We start from the raw sequence: 15,562 nt of genomic DNA on the forward strand, positions 1-15,562 counted from the left end.
GTACGGGCGTCAGTTGTGGCCGAAGCGCTTCTGACGGCCCTTCCGCGCCATGTCACCGGGGGTGACCTGGGAGGCGCGGCTCTCGGCCTGGGACTCCATCGACGACTGCTGCGCCTGCTGGGCGCCGCGCTCCGCCGGGGACTGCTGCTTCTGACGGTTCTGGTTGCGGTTCTTGGCCATGGGGATGATGCCTCCTCGAAGGGATCTGGGGGCCAAAGCCGCTGTCAGACTCACACACGGGAGAAACCGGCGCATGTTGGATCATTACGGTCCGTGAGGGCGGCCGCCGCGCGGACGGGGCGCCGCTCCGCCACGCCGAAGATCCAGTTCCGGCCGTCAACCCCCCGGCGGTCGGGCAGACTCGACAGAACCCGGAACACCTGAGATCCCGAGTCCGGCCCGAGATCCGAGAGAAGGTGGAGCACGTGGACCGATGCGTCGTCCTGGTGGACGCCGGCTATCTGCTGGGAGCCGCCGCCAGCCTGCTCGCCGGGGACCCGTCCCGGTCCCGCATCAGCGTCGACCACGCCGGACTCGTCCGGCAGCTGCGCGAACGGGCCGAGACCGAGACCGGCCTCCCCCTCCTGCGGATCTACTGGTTCGACGGCGCCCCCGACCGGGTGCCCCAGCCCGAGCACCGCAGGCTGCGCGTGATGCCCCGGGTCACCGTCCGGCTGGGCGCCCTGACCCGCAGCGACGGCCGCTGGGCCCAGAAGGGCGTCGACGCGGCCATGCACACCGAGCTCACCGAGCTGGCCCGCAACCGCGCCTGCACCGACATCGTCCTCGTCACCGGCGACGGCGACCTGCTCCCCGGCCTCATGTCCGCCAAGGAGCACGGCGTCGCCGTCCACCTCTGGGCCGTCCAGGCCGCCGACGGCGACTACAACCAGTCGGAGGACCTCGTCGCCGAGGCCGACGAGCGCCGGGTCCTCGACCGGGCCTGGATCACCCGGGCCGTCCGCGCCCGGGACCTCACCGGCCTCTGCCCGCCGCCCCCGGCGCCCCGCCCCGAGATCGCCGCCATCCTCTCCGCCCCGCTGCCCGAGGCCGCCCTCGCCTCCGCCGAACGGGCGGCGGAACGAGCCGCGGAACGGGCCGCCGACGCCGCCGCCGCGGGCGCACGGAACGGGGAGCGGGACCCCGACGGGGCGCCCGCGCGCACCGCCGACGGCCACGGCCCCGCCGCCCTGGCCCCCGGCACGGGCCGGACCGTCCCCACCCCCAAGGACCTGGCGGGACTGCGCGGCCCCGCCTCCGCCGCCCCGCACCCCACCGCCCCCCAGGCGGCCAGCGCCCTGCGCTGGTCCTCCGACCGGGGCTGGGTCGAGCGGCCCCCGACCTCCCTCGGCGAGCCGCCGGAGACCGCCTCGCTGCCCACCCTCGCCCAGCTCACCAGCGCCGAGCAGCGCTGGGCCGACCGCGAGGAGGACATCACCACTGTCGGCGGCGACCCCTTCGAGGTCGGACAGGTGTTCGCCCGGCGGTGGCTGGAGCGGCTCCCCGAACAGAGCCACGTCCAGCGGCTCTCCGTCCTCTACCCCCGCATCCCGCACCGCATCGACGGCGAACTCCTCCGCTACGCCGCCCGCTTCGGCCTCCTCGCCCACAAGGACGACCAGATCGACGAGCACGACCGCTACGCCATCCGCGCCGGATTCTGGCGCGAGATCGACGTCCGCGCCGCCGCCGAACACGCCCCCGCGCCCGGAGCGGGGCCGGCGACCCCGTAGGCTCTTCCCCCGTGAGTACGGTGTGCGCGGTGCGGGATCTGGTCAAGACGTACCCCGCCACGCGGGGCGGGCGCGGCGCGCCCGCGACCCCGGAGGTGCGGGCCACCGACGGGATCAGCCTCGACGTGCGCGGCGGCGAGATCTTCGGCCTGCTCGGGCCCAACGGGGCGGGCAAGTCCACCCTGGTCCGCCAGCTGACCGGTCTGATGCGCCCCGACTCCGGCACCGTCGAGCTGCTTGGCCACGACCTGGTCCGCCACCCCGAGCGCGCCGCCCGCCTCCTCGCCTACCTCGGCCAGGAGTCCACCGCCCTCGACGAGCTGACCGTCGCCCTCGCCGCCGAGACCACCGGCCGGCTCCGCGGCCTCACCGCCGCCGCGGCCCGCGCCGAGCGGGACGCCGTCCTCGGCGAGCTGGGCCTCGACGAGCTCGCCGGCCGTCCCCTCAAGAAGCTCTCCGGCGGCCAGCGCCGGCTCGCATGCTTCGCCGCCGCCCTCGTCGGCCACCGGCCCGTCCTCGTCCTCGACGAGCCCACCACCGGCATGGACCCGGTCGCCCGCCGCGCCGTCTGGGCCGCCGTCGACCGCCGCCGCGCCGAGCACGGCACCACCGTCCTCCTCGTCACCCACAACGTCATCGAGGCCGAGACCGTCCTCGACCGGGTCGCCGTCCTCGACCGCGGCCGGGTCATCGCCTGCGACACCCCCGCCGGACTGAAGGAACGGATCGCCGGGGAGGTCCGCGTCGAGCTGGTGTGGCGCGACGCCGCCCCGCTCGACCTCCCCGAGGTCGCCGCCCTGCGCGACCTCGCCCAGGAGTCCGGCCGCCGCTGGGTCCTCCGGCTCGCCCCCGACGCCGCCCGCGCGGCCGTCGCCGGCCTCACCGGCGGCGCGGCCCTCGCCGCCCTCGACGACTTCACCCTCGCCACGCCCAGCCTGGAGGACGTCTACCTCGCCCTCGGCGGCGCCGCCCGCGAAGGACTGGTCAAGGCATGAGCCCCTCCCGTCCCCGCCCGGCGCACCCGGCCCCCGGCGCGACCCCCCACCTGCCGCACGTCACCCCCAGGAGCTGTCCGCGTTGAGCACCCTGCCCGCCGAGGCCCTGCCCGCCGGCGTGCCGGCCGCCCGCACCCGGGACGCCGGACAGGCCGCGCCCCTCGCCCCGGCCGCCCGGCTGCTGCCCTCCCTCGCCGCCGTCTACAAGGCGCAGCTCAGCCGGGCCAGGGTCGCCCGCATCCCGCTGCTCTTCGTCGCGACCTTCCAGTCCATCGGCATCATGATCCTGATGCGCGGGGTCGTCGACGGCGGCTCCGAGGCCCGCGCCGTCGTCGCCGGCTCGACCGTCCTCGTCGTCGCCTTCGTCGCCCTCAACCTGCTGGCCCAGTACTTCGGCCAGCTCCGTGCCACCGGCGGCCTCGACCACTACGCCACCCTCCCCGTGCCGCCCGCCGCCGTCGTGCTCGGCGCCGCCGGGGCGTACGCCTCCTTCACGGTCCCCGGCACGCTCGTCACCGCCGTCTCCGGCGCCGTCCTCTTCGGCCTGCCGCTCGGCCACCTGTGGCTGCTCGCCGCCGTCGTCCCGCTCTCCGGCGCCGCCCTGGCCGGGCTCGGCGCCGCCCTCGGCCTGCTCGCCCCCCGCCAGGAACTGGCCACCCTCCTCGGCCAGCTCGGCATGTCCGCCGCGCTGCTGCTGGGCGTGCTGCCCGCCGAGCGGATGCCGCAGCCGATCGGCTGGGCCCGCGACCTGCTGCCCTCCACGTACGGCGTCGAGGCCCTGGCCCGCGCCTTCGACCCGCGCCCCGACTGGGCGGCCGTCGCCCTCGACCTGGCCGTCTGCGGGGTCGTCGGCGTCCTCTCGCTGGCCGTCGCCACCTGGGCCTACCGCAGGGCCGCGGTCCGCTGAGGCGGGCTACAGGGACACCTGGCACGATGGCGGGGTGACCGCACCCCTGACGCCCTCCCAGCCACCGCCGCACGACCCCGCCTGGCCCCCGCCGCCCCCGTCCCACCCGGGCCCGGCCGGCGACCCGATCACCGCGGCCGAGGTCGTCCAGGGCCTCGTGGTGACGGCGGCCTCGGCGGTCGCCGGCGCCCTGCTCGGGGTGCTGTGGGTGTGGCTCGCCCCCGCAGTCCGGCTGATCTCCGACGGCGAGGGCGTCTATCTGCGGGACTCCGAGGGGGAGGCCGCGATCGGCGCCGACGGCACCTTCGTCCTCCTCGCCCTCGCCTTCGGCGCGGTCGCCGGACTCGTCGTCTTCCTGGTCCGCCGCAAGGGCGGCGTCCCCCTGGTCGTCGGCCTCGCCCTCGGCGGCGTCCTCGGCTCGCTGCTCGCCTGGTGGCTCGGCGTGCGGCTGGGCCCGACCGCCGACGTGGTCGCCCACGCCAAGGCCGTCGGCCCGAACGTCGTCTTCGACGCCCCGCTCAAGCTCCGGATGGGCGCCGCCGCGATGCTGGCCTGGCCGCTCGCCGCGACCGTCCTCCACCTGCTCCTGACCGCCGCCTTCGGGCCGCGCGACCCGGAGCCCGGCCCCTGGGACGCCTACGGCAAGCGCTGACGGGGCCGGTCAGCCGCGGCCGATCGGGGCCAGCACCGCCGAGGTGAGGGCGGCCAGGTCGGCGGGGGAGAGCTCGACCTCCAGGCCCCGCCGGCCCGCCGAGACGCAGATCGTGGCGTGCTCCGAGGCGGAGGAGTCGAGCACGGTCCGCAGCCGCTTGCGCTGGCCCAGCGGCGAGATCCCGCCCCGGACGTAGCCGGTGGTCCGCTCGGCCGCCGCCGGGTCCGCCATCGCGGCCCGCTTGCCGCCGACCGCCGTCGCCAGCGCCTTCAGGTCCAGCTGCCCGGCGACCGGCACCACCGCCACCGTCAGCTCCCCGTCGACGTCCGCCACCAGCGTCTTGAAGACCCGGTCGGGCGTGACGCCCAGCGCCTCGGCCGCCTCCTCGCCGTACGAGGGGGCCGCCGGATCGTGCTCGTAGGCGTGCAGGGTGTAGGCCGTGCCGGCGGCGGCCAGCGCCACCGTCGCCGGCGTGCCGCCGCCGTTCTTCTGCTGCTTCTTCTTCGCCACGGGACTTCCTCGGTCGGCTCGGCCGTCAGTTCGGGTGGGTGGGCGCCTGGGTCAGCTCCACGGCGGGCAGCGAGGGCAGGTGCCGCAGCACCGCCGTCTCCGCGCGCAGCAGCGCCAGCTCCTCGCGCAGCCGGGTCGCGGTGTCCGGCGCCTCCAGGAGCCGCTGTTTCGTCGGGATGTCCACCGTCGTCGCCGCCGCGACCAGGTACGACACCACCGAGGGCTCGTCGGGCAGCTCGCTGGTGGTCAGCGAGCGCTCCCGGGCCCCCGCCAGGCGCTTCTGGTACGCGCGAAACGCCCGCAGCACCCCCTCGGCCAGCGCCTCCGCCTCCTCGCCCGGCTCCTCCGGGAGCTCCTCGGTCTCGGCGGTGAGGAACGGGCCGCCGGCGTCCACCGAGCGCAGCCGCACCCGGGTGGTGCCGGTCACCATCACCTCGTACGAGCCGTCCGACCGCTGCCGGATGCTCGCCGCGTCCGCGACGCAGCCCACGGGGTGGAAGCTCTTGATCGGGTCCGGGCCGAAGCCCGCCGCCGGGCCCTTCTCCGGCAGCGCCGTCGGGTCCGGCATCCCGGGCGCGGTCGGCGCGACCTCGTGCCCGTCCCGGATGGCGACCACGGCGAATCGCCGCGGCTCCGAGGCGTCGATGTCGAGGAGGGCGCGCATCATGGCGCGATACCGCTCCTCGAAGACGTTGAGCGGCAGCACGAGGCCCGGGTACAACACCGCGTTGAGCGGGAAGAGGGGCAGGCGAGCGGTGGTCACAGCGGCCAGCCTAATGGCCGCGCGGACCGCTCCGTCCGGAGATCGTGCCGACCCGCTCCCGGAGCGGGGTCCGGCGCGCGACCTCCGTCCGCGCCCGGTCGCGGGTGGCCAGGAACCGCCGCAGCGGATCGTGGCCGCCGACCGCCCACGGGAAGGAGGTGGCGTACGGGCCCGTCCGGCCGAACTCGGCCAGCGCCTCCTCCCACCGCCCCCGCTCCACCAGGACGTACGCCAGCAGGTTCCGCACCTCCGCGGGCCACGGGTCGCCCGCCCCGAACGCCGCCGACAGGGCCAGGCCCCGGTCCGCCGCCGCGTCGATCCGTACGGTGTCCGGCCGGGGGCCGGCGGCCGGCGGGCCGGAGGGGGCGGGACCGGAGGCGCCCGGGCCCCGCCCGGCGGCCGGCGGGCGCAGCGCTTCGTGGGCGGCGCGCACCGGCAGGGCCCGTACCAGGGAGCCGGGCGCCGCGTCGTCCGCCGCCTGCTCCGCGAAGTCGAAGGCCGCCCGGTCCGAGCCGTACCAGCGCGCCGACAGATAGGTGAGGGCGGCGACGTGGCAGCCGTAGTGGTGCGGGGAGCGGAGCAGGGCCCGCTCCCACAGCCCCTCGAAGGCCGCGTGTCCCGCGTGCGCCCCGCGCGCGTGGTCCAGCGCGAGCCGCCACGGCACCGGGTCGCGCCCGGACTCCTCGGCGAGCGGTCGCAGCAGCGGGTCCAGCTCGCGCAGCCGCTCCGCCCGGGCCGGCGACTCCCAGGCCCGGCCCACCGCGAGCTGCGCCGACACCAGCAGGGCGTCGGGGTCCCGGGGTGCGGCCTCCAGCCACCGGTCCAGCCACTCGCCTCGGCTGTACGCGAAGGTGGCGAGCCGCCGCACGTAGCGGTCCCGGTCCTCCCACTCCCCGGCGTCGCGGGTGGTGGCGAGCAGCTTCGCCGAGGGCTCCGGGTCGCCGAGCGCGGCCGCCACGAGCGCGGGGGCGAGCCGCCCGTCCGGGGCGTCCAGCAGCACGTCGTCGTCCGGCGTCAGGCCCTCGGCGAGACGCGGGGCGTGCCGGGCCGCACGGACGGCGCCGACCAGGGCGCGGAAGAAGGACATGGCAGGACGTATCTTCCCATCGGGCACGCCCCGCGGCCCCCCGCACCACCCTCCCTTCACCCGGATCCCACCCGGTCTCCCCCCGTCCGCCACGAGGCCGGGACCGCCGCCCGTCCCGGGCCCGGGGCCACCGCCCGTCCCGGGCCGGGGGGAAGTCCGTCAGAACGGCCGGGGACCGCCGTCCCCCGCCGCCCGGGACCGCCGCCCGCGACCGCCGCCCGTGACGCGCCGGGGGCCGTTCAGCCCCGGCGCAGCAGCCGGGTCGCGCCCGCCGCCACCGTCGTCGCCAGGATCCAGCCGAGCAGGATCAGCACCGCCGCCGTCCACTGCCAGGCGCCCTCCAGCCGCCAGTACCCGTCCTGGCCGAGCGTGATCACCGGGAGCAGCAGGTCGAGGGCGTACAGCGGGCCGCTCCACGCCGGGCCCTCGCCCTGCTTGATGGGCACCGGCGTATACCAGGAGAAGGCCAGCGTGCCCGCCCCCCACAGCACCGCCATCCACAGCGCCGCCCGGCCCGGCCGGTAGCCGTACGCCACCGTCCAGTCCTGGACGTACCCCCACAGCTTCCCGGCGACCGGCAGCGTCTCCCGCCTGCGCCGCTGCTTGGCGAGCAGCACCTCCCGGGCGTCGGCGTCCTCGCCGCTGTTCCGGAGCACCGTCGCCAGGCGCTCGTACGGCTCGGGGGCGTACTCCGGCGTCGCCGCCGCCACCCAGGCGAGCCGCGTCGCCAGCGGGAACCGCCCGTACGGCACCAGGTTCTCGTAGACGAAGCCGCCCATCGCGAGGCCGCCGGGGCCCGGCCAGCTCGTCGGCAGGTCGATCAGCGTCACCACCCGCGCGCCGTTCAGCACCACCCGGCCCTCCTCCGGCCGCTCCCCGTTGAACCGCAGCTCCGGGGTGACGATCCGGCGCAGCGACAGCTCCTCCCGGCGCGCCCCGCTCAGCAGGAAGCGGGCGTGGTGGAGGTCGACCGCGTCCCCGAAGCGGCCGTCGTCCAGCCGCACCCCGCCGTGGAATTCGGCCGGTTTCAGCCGGGAGTCCCGCACCGGGGCCACGCCGTAGGGCGGGGTGGCCGTGGACCCCCCGTCGCCCTCGTACACCCAGGCCGCGTTGAGGTAGAGCGTGCGCTCCACCGTCAGCTGCGGCGCGTTCAGCGCGCGGCGGCCCCGGGCGGCGCGCAGCACGCTGCCGCGCAGGTTGAGCGAGACGCCGACCTTCGCCCCGCGCAGGCTGACCTCGCCGCGCGTCTCGATCAGCTCGGCCTGGAGGTCCTGCGCCACCACCATGCCGTCCGCCGCGATCGCCCGGCCGCGCCCGTCCGGCCCCACCCGTATCTGGTTGATCAGCAGGTCCGTGCCGATCTGCGCGTCCGTCAGCCGGATGCCCCCGGCCACCCGGCAGCGCGGCAGGTGCAGGTCGCCCTCCGTGTGCAGCCGGGCCGCCTCCAGGCGGGGGAGCGCGCAGCCGACCAGCCGCAGCGTCCCGAACCGGGCCTCGGGCAGCACCACCTCGTGGTCGAAGCGGCAGCCGTGCAGCTCCACGTAGGGCGACACGGACCCGCCGGCCAGGTCCAGCACCCCCGTGATCCGCGCCCCGCGCAGCTTCAGCGCGGTCACCCGGCCCGGCCGGGGCTGCGGCCCGTCGAGCAGCAGCGCCGCCACCACGTCGGCGCGGACGCTCCGCTCCGCCCCCCACGGCGCCTCCCCGAACGGGTCGTCCCGCTCCGCCGCCCCCTCCGTCAGATCGCAGGTCCTGCCGATCCGGAACGCCTGCCACACGGCCCCCTCGGGGCCCGTGAGCCCCGCCGGCGTGCCGTCCTCGTGCGGCTCGGTCACTGCCGCCCCCTCGCTCTCCCCGGTGCGCTCCCACGGCTCCGGATGCCGGAGTCGTAGATTCGTACAGTCGTTCTTCCCGTGCTGTGACGGGCTGAACGCTAACGGTCAGGAGTGGCGAGGAGACGCCACAGTGGCGGGTACCCGCGGGTCTCCGGCGGGCGGCCCGCTGTGTATCACGGCCTGTATCAGCACGTGATACGGACGTCCGGCCTCCGTGGGCCGTCTGCGAGAATTGACCCGTGATCTCTCGAATCGATCTGCGCGACGCGGCCCTCCCCGAGGGTGCCGCCCTGCGCGACCTGCTGCCCCGTGCCGAGTTCGACGTGGAAGCCGCCCTGGAGACGGTGCGGCCGATCTGCGAGGCCGTCCGGCATCATGGCGCGGCCGCGGTGATCGAGTACGGGGAGAAGTTCGACGGCGTCCGCGTCCCGGCCCTCCGCGTCCCCGCCGAGGCCCTCGCCCGCGCCCTCGCCGAGCTCGACCCGGCCGTCCGCGCGGCCCTGGAGGAGTCCGTCCGGCGCGCCCGCAAGGTCCACCGCGACCAGCGCCGCACCACCCACACCACCCAGGTCGTCCCCGGCGGCACGGTCACCGAGAAGTGGATCCCGGTCGACCGCGTCGGCCTCTACGTGCCGGGCGGCCGCGCCGTCTACCCGTCCTCCGTCGTGATGAACGTCGTCCCGGCCCAGGAGGCCGGCGTCGAGGGCCTGGCCGTCGCCTCGCCCCCGCAGAAGGAGTTCGGCGGCCTGCCGCACCCGACGATCCTCGCCGCCTGCGCCCTCCTCGGCGTCGACGAGGTCTACGCCGCCGGCGGCGCCCAGGCCGTCGCCATGTTCGCGTACGGCACCGAGTCCGCCGCCGACGAGCCCGGCTGCGCCCCCGTCGACCTGGTCACCGGCCCCGGCAACATCTACGTCGCCGCCGCCAAGCGCCTCCTCAAGGGCCGCATCGGCATCGACGCCGAGGCCGGCCCCACCGAGATCGCGGTCCTCGCGGACGCCACCGCCGACGCCGTGCACGTCGCCGCCGACCTCATCAGCCAGGCCGAGCACGACCCGATGGCCGCCGCCGTCCTCGTCACCGACTCGGCGGAGCTCGCCGAGGCCGTCGAGGCCGAGCTGAAGGCCCAGGTCGCCGTCTCCCGGCACGTCGAGGAGCGGATCGCCCCGGCCCTGGCCGGCAAGCAGTCCGCGATCGTCCTCGTCACCGACCTGGAGGACGGCCTCAAGGTCGTCGACGCCTACGGCGCCGAGCACCTGGAGATCCAGACCGCCGACGCCGCCGCCCTCGCCGACCGGGTCCGCAACGCGGGCGCGATCTTCGTCGGCCCCTGGGCGCCGGTCTCCCTCGGCGACTACTGCGCCGGCTCCAACCACGTGCTGCCCACCGGCGGCTGCGCCTGCCACTCCTCGGGCCTCTCCGTGCAGTCCTTCCTGCGCGGGGTGCACATCGTGGACTACACGCGCGACGCGCTCGCCGACGTGGCCCACCACGTCGTCACCCTCGCCGAGGCCGAGGACCTCCCGGCCCACGGCGCCGCGATCAAGGCCAGGTTCGGCTGGAAGGTGCCCGAGAGCAAGTGAGCGACCAGAGCGACCAGAGCGACCGGAACGACCGGAACGACACCATCGGCATCGACGACCTGCCGATCCGCGAGGAGCTGAAGGGCCAGTCGCCCTACGGCGCCCCCCAGCTCGACGTGCCCGTCCAGCTGAACACCAACGAGAACCCCTACCCGCTGCCCGAGCCCCTGGTGGCCCGGATCGCGGAGCGGGTCGCCGAGGCCGCCCGCGGCCTCAACCGCTACCCCGACCGGGACGCGGTGGAGCTCCGCACCGAGCTCGCCCGCTACCTCACCCGCACCGGCGGCCACCCCGTCGCCACCGGGAACGTCTGGGCCGCCAACGGCTCCAACGAGGTCCTCCAGCAGCTGCTCCAGACCTTCGGCGGGCCGGGCCGCACCGCGATCGGCTTCGAGCCCTCGTACTCGATGCACGCCCTGATCGCCCGCGGCACCGGCACCGGCTGGATCTCCGGCCCGCGCAACGAGGACTTCACGATCGACGTCGGGGCCGCCGAGGCCGCCATCGCCGCGCACGCGCCCGACGTCGTCTTCGTCACCTCGCCCAACAACCCCACCGGCACCGCCGTCGGGGCGGACGTCGTGGAGCGGCTGTACGAGGCCGCCCAGGCCGCGAAGCCCTCGCTGGTCGTGGTGGACGAGGCGTACGTGGAGTTCAGCCACCGGCCCTCGCTGCTGCCCCTCCTGGAGGGCCGCCCTCACCTGGTGGTCTCCCGGACCATGTCCAAGGCGTTCGGCGCCGCAGGACTCCGCCTCGGCTACCTCGCCGCCCACCCGGCCGTGGTCGACGCCGTCCAGCTGGTCCGCCTGCCGTACCACCTCTCCGCCGTCACCCAGGCCACCGCGCTCGCCGCCCTGGAGCACACCGACACCCTGCTCGGGTACGTCGAGCAGCTCAAGGCCGAGCGCGACCGCCTCGTCACCGAGCTGCGGGCCATCGGCTACGAGGTCACCGAGTCCGACGCCAACTTCGTCCAGTTCGGCCGCTTCGACGGAGCCGAGGGCTCCCACGCGGCCTGGCGGAGGATCCTCGACCGGGGCGTCCTGGTCCGGGACAACGGCGTGCCCGGCTGGCTGCGGGTCACCGCCGGCACCCCCGAAGAGAACGACGCGTTCCTCGACGCGGTTCGTGAGCTGAAGAAGGAGCAGGACGCATGAGCCGCGTAGGCCGCGTTGAGCGCACCACCAAGGAGACCTCCGTCGTCGTCGAGATCGACCTCGACGGCACCGGAAAGGTCGACGTGTCGACCGGGGTAGGGTTCTACGACCACATGCTCGACCAGCTCGGCCGGCACGGTCTGTTCGACCTGACCGTGAAGACCGACGGCGACCTCCACATCGACTCGCACCACACCATCGAGGACACCGCCCTCGCGCTGGGCGCCGCCTTCAAGCAGGCCCTCGGCGACAAGGTCGGCATCTACCGCTTCGGCAACTGCACGGTCCCGCTGGACGAGTCCCTCGCCCAGGTCACCGTGGACCTCTCCGGCCGCCCCTACCTCGTGCACACCGAGCCCGAGAACATGGCGCCGATGATCGGCTCGTACGACACCACCATGACGCGCCACATCATGGAGTCCTTCGTGGCCCAGGCGCAGATCGCGCTGCACGTCCACGTGCCCTACGGCCGCAACGCCCACCACATCGTGGAGTGCCAGTTCAAGGCGCTCGCCCGCGCCCTGCGCTACGCCTCCGAGCGCGACCCGCGCGCCGCCGGGATCCTCCCCTCCACGAAGGGCGCGCTGTAACCGTGACCGGTCTCTCCACCATCCTGATCGTCGTCGGGCTCTTCCTGCTCGGCGGCATCTACTCCTTCGTCAAGCAGCAGATGCCCAAGGGCCTCATCGTGCTGCTCTCCATCGGCGCCGCCATGTGCCTCACCGCCGGCGTGCTGCGACTGGACGTGTGGTCATGAGCACTACGACTCCGAAGAAGGTCGTCGTCTTCGACTACGGCTTCGGCAACGTCCGCTCCGCCGAGCGCGCGCTCGCCCGGGTCGGCGCCGACGTCGAGATCACCCGCGACTACGAGAGGGCGATGAACGCCGACGGGCTCCTCGTCCCCGGCGTCGGCGCCTTCTCCGCCTGCATGCAGGGGCTCAAGGAGGCCCGCGGCGACTGGATCATCGGCCGCCGCCTCTCCGGCGGCCGCCCCGTCATGGGCATCTGCGTCGGCATGCAGATCCTCTTCGAGCGGGGCATCGAGCACGGCGTCGAGACCGAGGGCCTCGACGAGTGGCCCGGCGCGGTCGAACCGCTGAACGCCCCCGTCGTCCCCCACATGGGCTGGAACACGGTCGACGCGCCCGAGGGCACCGAGCTCTTCGCCGGCCTCGACGCCGACGCCCGCTTCTACTTCGTGCACTCCTACGCGGTGCGCGAGTGGAGCCTGGAGGTCGGCAACCCCAACATCCGCGCCCCGAAGGTCACCTGGGCCACCCACGGCGAGCCCTTCGTTGCCGCCGTGGAGAACGGCGCCCTGTGGGCCACCCAGTTCCACCCCGAGAAGTCCGGCGACGCCGGAGCCCAGCTCCTCACCAACTGGATCGGAACCCTGTGAGCACTCTCGAACTCCTCCCCGCCGTCGACGTGCGTGACGGCCAGGCCGTCCGGCTCGTCCACGGCGAGTCCGGCAGCGAGACCTCCTACGGCTCCCCGCTGGAGGCCGCGCTCGCCTGGCAGCGCGCCGGCGCCGAGTGGCTCCACCTCGTCGACCTGGACGCCGCCTTCGGCACCGGCGACAACCGCGACCTGGTCCGGCAGATCACCGAGGCCATGGACATCAAGGTCGAGCTCTCCGGCGGCATCCGCGACGACGCCTCGCTCGCCGCCGCCCTCGCCACCGGCTGCACCCGCGTCAACCTCGGCACCGCCGCCCTGGAGACCCCCGAGTGGGTCGCCAAGGTCATCGCCGAGCACGGCGACAGGATCGCCGTCGGCCTCGACGTCCGCGGCACCACCCTCAAGGGCCGCGGCTGGACCAGCGAGGGCGGCGACCTCTACGAGACGCTGGCCCGCCTCGACTCCGAGGGCTGCGCCCGGTACGTCGTCACCGACATCGGCCGCGACGGCACCCTCACCGGCCCCAACACCGAGCTCCTGACGAACGTCTGCGCGGCCACCGACAAGCCCGTCGTCGCCTCCGGCGGCGTCTCCTCCCTGGACGACCTGCGGGCCCTCGCGGGCCTCACGCACCTGGGCGTCGAGGGCGCGATCGTCGGCAAGGCGCTCTACGCCAAGGCGTTCACCCTGGAGGAGGCCCTTCAGGCGGTGGCGTCCGCATGACCGACTCCGTGCGCAAGGTCGTCACCGGCGCCCCCTGGGAGGACGCCTTCGGGTACTCCCGCGCGGTCGAGCTGCCGAACGGCACGGTCCTCGTCTCCGGCTGCACGTCGGTGGTCGACGGCCAGATCGCCGAGGGCGGCCCGTACGAGCAGACCGTCAACTCCTTCGACGTCGCCTTCGACGCCCTGAAGCAGCTCGGCCTCGGCGCCGAGCACGTCGTCCGCACCCGCATGTACCTCACCCACGCGCGGGACGTGGACGAGGTGGGCCGCGCCCACAAGGAGCTGTTCGACGCGGTCCGCCCGGCCGCCTCGATGATCATCGTCTCCGGCTTCGTCGACCCCCGCCTGGTGGTCGAGGTCGAGGTCGAGGCCTACCGGGGAGGGAACGCCTGATGGGCCTCGCCGTACGAGTGATCCCCTGCCTGGACGTGGACAACGGCCGGGTCGTCAAGGGAGTCAACTTCCAGAACCTGCGGGACGCGGGCGACCCCGTCGAGATGGCCAAGCTGTACGACGCCGAGGGCGCCGACGAGCTGACCTTCCTCGACATCACCGCCTCCTCCGGCAACCGCGAGACCACCTACGACGTGGTGCGCCGCACCGCCGAGCAGGTCTTCATCCCGCTCACCGTCGGCGGCGGCGTCCGCGCGGCGGAGGACGTCGACAAGCTGCTGCGGGCCGGCGCGGACAAGGTGGGCGTCAACACCGCCGCCATCGCCCGCCCCGAGCTGATCCGCGAGATCGCCGAGCGCTTCGGCCGCCAGGTCCTCGTCCTGTCGGTCGACGCCCGGCGCACCGCCTCCGGCTCCTTCGAGGTGACGACGCACGGCGGCCGCAAGGGCACCGGCATCGACGCCGTCGAGTGGGCGCACCGGGCCGCCGAGCTCGGCGCGGGGGAGATCCTGCTCAACTCGATGGACGCGGACGGCACCAAGGACGGCTACGACACCGAGATGATCACGGCCGTGCGCAAGCACGTGACCGTACCGGTGATCGCCTCCGGCGGCGCCGGCAAGCTCGGCGACTTCGCCCCGGCCGTCGCCGCCGGCGCGGACGCGGTGCTCGCCGCCTCCGTCTTCCACTTCGGCGACCTGCGGATCGGCGAGGTCAAGGGAGCGCTGCGGGAGGCGGGGCACGAGGTCCGCTGAGACGTCGTTCCGCTTGGGGGGAAGGGCCCTTTCGGGGGCCCTTCCCGTCGCCTCGCCCGGCCCGGGGGGCGCCCGCCGCCGTCGCCCTCGTCCTCGGCCTGCTCGCCGGCCTCTCCGGAGCCCTGTGCAACGCCCTGATCCAGACCGAGCGCGACCCCGCGTACCTCGGCCGGGTGAGCGCCGTCGCCGGTCTCGGCAGCCTCGGCATCGCCCCGCTGGGCTTCCCGGGCACCGGCGCCGCCCTCGGCGCCTGGGGCCCCGGCCCGGTCTTCGCCGTCAGCGCCGCGGTCTGCGCCCTCTCCGGGGCGTACGGCCTCGCGGTCCGCGCCGTCCGCCGCGCCGAACTGCCCCGCTGACTCAGATCCCCAGCTGCTTCGTCGTGCTCAGCAGCTCGATCGCGTCCGGGTCGCCCTCCAGGCCCACCTTCGCCACCTCCGTACGCCCGTACAGGTACATCGTCAGCTCGCCCGGCTCGCCGGAGACCGTCACCACCGGGGTGCCCTTGTGGGCGACCACCGTCTGGCCGTTCGGGCGGCGCAGCACCAGGCCCACCGGGGCCTTCCGGCCGAGCAGCCGGGCGCCCCTCTCCAGGCGGGACCAGAGGGCGTCCGCGAAGACCGGGTCCAGCTCCCGCGCCGACCAGCCGGGCTGGGCCCGCCGGACGTCCTCGGCGTGGACGTAGAACTCGACGACGTTCGCCCCCTCGTCCACCTGCTTGATCGTGAACGGGGAGAAGCGCGGCGGGCCCGTCCGGACGAGCTGGAGCAGCTCCTCGTACGGCTTCGCGGCGAACTCGTCCTGCACCCGCTGGAGCCGCTCCTTCAGCGCCGGCACGAGCGTCCCGGCCGCCGCGTCCGGGCGCCGCTCCCGCACCACCACGTGCGCCGCGAGGTCCCGGGTCCGCCAGCCCTCGCACAGCGTCGGGGCGTCGGGGCCGGCGGCCTCCAACAGATCAGCGAGCAGAAGCCGTTCACGTCTGGCATGGGTCGACATGCCCGCCAGCGTACGACCGCGCCGCGCCGTCCGCCCAGTGGACGCCCCGCCGGACACGCTCCCGCGCCACG

General features: G+C 75.2%; 19 protein-coding genes. 13 read left to right on the forward strand and 6 right to left on the reverse strand.

Translation table 11 applies throughout. The features are described from left to right. Nucleotides 1-9: 9 nt before the first annotated feature. Nucleotides 10-180, reverse strand: a complete 171-nt coding sequence (locus IE326_RS29245; protein WP_170313797.1) for a hypothetical protein — start codon at nucleotides 178-180, stop codon at nucleotides 10-12. A 236-nt stretch (nucleotides 181-416) separates the two neighbouring features. On the opposite strand from IE326_RS29245, the gene IE326_RS29250 reads away from it, so the two are divergent. From IE326_RS29250 to IE326_RS29265, 4 genes are all read left to right on the forward strand, one after another. Then, complete coding sequence (locus IE326_RS29250) at nucleotides 417-1,733, forward strand: NYN domain-containing protein (protein WP_190043766.1); 1,317 nt, start codon at nucleotides 417-419, stop codon at nucleotides 1,731-1,733. A gap of 20 nt (nucleotides 1,734-1,753) precedes the next feature. Then, complete coding sequence (locus tag IE326_RS29255) at nucleotides 1,754-2,728, forward strand: ABC transporter ATP-binding protein (protein ID WP_190044242.1); 975 nt, start codon at nucleotides 1,754-1,756, stop codon at nucleotides 2,726-2,728. Nucleotides 2,729-2,810: 82 nt separating this feature from the next. Further along, nucleotides 2,811-3,635: an ABC transporter permease gene (locus IE326_RS29260; RefSeq protein WP_150227713.1), complete on the forward strand. Its 825-nt coding sequence runs from the start codon at nucleotides 2,811-2,813 to the stop codon at nucleotides 3,633-3,635. 34 nt (nucleotides 3,636-3,669) lie between these two features. Further along, nucleotides 3,670-4,287 (forward strand): DUF2567 domain-containing protein, encoded by a 618-nt coding sequence (locus IE326_RS29265; RefSeq protein WP_150227712.1) that lies wholly within the window; start codon nucleotides 3,670-3,672, stop codon nucleotides 4,285-4,287. 9 nt (nucleotides 4,288-4,296) lie between these two features. Here IE326_RS29265 and ybaK read toward each other — a convergent pair whose 3' ends face one another. The 4 genes from ybaK to IE326_RS29285 form a co-directional block, all read right to left on the reverse strand. Then, nucleotides 4,297-4,797: a Cys-tRNA(Pro) deacylase gene (gene ybaK / locus IE326_RS29270; RefSeq protein ID WP_150227711.1), complete on the reverse strand. Its 501-nt coding sequence runs from the start codon at nucleotides 4,795-4,797 to the stop codon at nucleotides 4,297-4,299. A gap of 25 nt (nucleotides 4,798-4,822) precedes the next feature. Beyond that, nucleotides 4,823-5,560, reverse strand: coding sequence for an LON peptidase substrate-binding domain-containing protein (locus IE326_RS29275; protein ID WP_150227710.1), 738 nt, complete (start codon nucleotides 5,558-5,560; stop codon nucleotides 4,823-4,825). Between the two features lie 10 nt (nucleotides 5,561-5,570). Continuing rightward, entirely contained in the window at nucleotides 5,571-6,647 is a 1,077-nt protein-coding gene (locus IE326_RS29280; protein ID WP_190043767.1) for a hypothetical protein, read from the reverse strand. Between the two features lie 239 nt (nucleotides 6,648-6,886). Continuing rightward, nucleotides 6,887-8,482 (reverse strand): oxidoreductase, encoded by a 1,596-nt coding sequence (locus tag IE326_RS29285; RefSeq protein WP_150227708.1) that lies wholly within the window; start codon nucleotides 8,480-8,482, stop codon nucleotides 6,887-6,889. A gap of 239 nt (nucleotides 8,483-8,721) precedes the next feature. Between IE326_RS29285 and hisD the strand changes: the two genes are divergently transcribed. The 9 genes from hisD to IE326_RS29330 all read left to right on the forward strand — a co-directional run bounded on the left by hisD (nucleotide 8,722) and on the right by IE326_RS29330 (nucleotide 14,854). Further along, the gene (gene hisD, locus IE326_RS29290) at nucleotides 8,722-10,065 is read left to right on the forward strand and encodes a histidinol dehydrogenase (protein ID WP_190043768.1); all 1,344 of its coding nucleotides are present in this window, start codon (nucleotides 8,722-8,724) and stop codon (nucleotides 10,063-10,065) included. Then, on the forward strand, nucleotides 10,062-11,222 hold the full coding sequence (locus IE326_RS29295) for a histidinol-phosphate transaminase (protein ID WP_229915731.1): 1,161 nt from the start codon (nucleotides 10,062-10,064) through the stop codon (nucleotides 11,220-11,222). Before hisD ends, IE326_RS29295 begins: the two co-directional genes overlap by 4 nt. After that, nucleotides 11,219-11,812 (forward strand): imidazoleglycerol-phosphate dehydratase HisB, encoded by a 594-nt coding sequence (gene hisB, locus IE326_RS29300; RefSeq protein ID WP_046907028.1) that lies wholly within the window; start codon nucleotides 11,219-11,221, stop codon nucleotides 11,810-11,812. The genes IE326_RS29295 and hisB overlap by 4 nt, the downstream gene beginning before the upstream one ends. A 2-nt stretch (nucleotides 11,813-11,814) precedes the next feature. After that, complete coding sequence (locus tag IE326_RS29305) at nucleotides 11,815-11,979, forward strand: CG2302 family histidine operon protein (RefSeq protein ID WP_030748301.1); 165 nt, start codon at nucleotides 11,815-11,817, stop codon at nucleotides 11,977-11,979. Next, nucleotides 11,976-12,623, forward strand: coding sequence for an imidazole glycerol phosphate synthase subunit HisH (gene hisH, locus IE326_RS29310; RefSeq protein WP_150227706.1), 648 nt, complete (start codon nucleotides 11,976-11,978; stop codon nucleotides 12,621-12,623). Before IE326_RS29305 ends, hisH begins: the two co-directional genes overlap by 4 nt. Next, on the forward strand, nucleotides 12,620-13,348 hold the full coding sequence (gene priA / locus IE326_RS29315) for a bifunctional 1-(5-phosphoribosyl)-5-((5-phosphoribosylamino)methylideneamino)imidazole-4-carboxamide isomerase/phosphoribosylanthranilate isomerase PriA (RefSeq protein ID WP_190043769.1): 729 nt from the start codon (nucleotides 12,620-12,622) through the stop codon (nucleotides 13,346-13,348). The genes hisH and priA overlap by 4 nt, the downstream gene beginning before the upstream one ends. Further along, nucleotides 13,345-13,743, forward strand: a complete 399-nt coding sequence (locus tag IE326_RS29320) for a RidA family protein (RefSeq protein ID WP_150227704.1) — start codon at nucleotides 13,345-13,347, stop codon at nucleotides 13,741-13,743. Before priA ends, IE326_RS29320 begins: the two co-directional genes overlap by 4 nt. Next, nucleotides 13,743-14,498, forward strand: a complete 756-nt coding sequence (gene hisF, locus IE326_RS29325; protein ID WP_150227703.1) for an imidazole glycerol phosphate synthase subunit HisF — start codon at nucleotides 13,743-13,745, stop codon at nucleotides 14,496-14,498. The genes IE326_RS29320 and hisF overlap by 1 nt, the downstream gene beginning before the upstream one ends. Nucleotides 14,499-14,671: 173 nt before the next feature. After that, the gene (locus tag IE326_RS29330) at nucleotides 14,672-14,854 is read left to right on the forward strand and encodes a hypothetical protein (protein WP_373310302.1); all 183 of its coding nucleotides are present in this window, start codon (nucleotides 14,672-14,674) and stop codon (nucleotides 14,852-14,854) included. 1 nt (nucleotide 14,855) lies between these two features. Here the strand turns inward: IE326_RS29330 and IE326_RS29335 are convergent, their stop codons facing one another. Next, nucleotides 14,856-15,491, reverse strand: a complete 636-nt coding sequence (locus IE326_RS29335; RefSeq protein ID WP_150227702.1) for a TIGR03085 family metal-binding protein — start codon at nucleotides 15,489-15,491, stop codon at nucleotides 14,856-14,858. Nucleotides 15,492-15,562: the final 71 nt, after the last annotated feature.

Origin of the sequence: Streptomyces filamentosus (assembly GCF_014654895.1) — a bacterium.
Classification (GTDB): Bacteria; Actinomycetota; Actinomycetes; order Streptomycetales; family Streptomycetaceae; genus Streptomyces; species Streptomyces filamentosus.

Bases quoted from the DNA above. Each gene is read 5' to 3' on its own strand.
- IE326_RS29245 (WP_170313797.1), bottom strand. From the start codon at position 180: ATGGCCAAGAACCGCAACCAGAACCGTCAGAAGCAGCAGTCCCCGGCG.
- IE326_RS29280 (WP_190043767.1), bottom strand. From the start codon at position 6,647: ATGTCCTTCTTCCGCGCCCTGGTCGGCGCCGTCCGTGCGGCCCGGCAC.
- hisB (WP_046907028.1), top strand. From the start codon at position 11,219: ATGAGCCGCGTAGGCCGCGTTGAGCGCACCACCAAGGAGACCTCCGTC.
- hisH (WP_150227706.1), top strand. From the start codon at position 11,976: ATGAGCACTACGACTCCGAAGAAGGTCGTCGTCTTCGACTACGGCTTC.
- IE326_RS29320 (WP_150227704.1), top strand. From the start codon at position 13,345: ATGACCGACTCCGTGCGCAAGGTCGTCACCGGCGCCCCCTGGGAGGAC.
- hisF (WP_150227703.1), top strand. From the start codon at position 13,743: ATGGGCCTCGCCGTACGAGTGATCCCCTGCCTGGACGTGGACAACGGC.
- IE326_RS29335 (WP_150227702.1), bottom strand. From the start codon at position 15,491: ATGTCGACCCATGCCAGACGTGAACGGCTTCTGCTCGCTGATCTGTTG.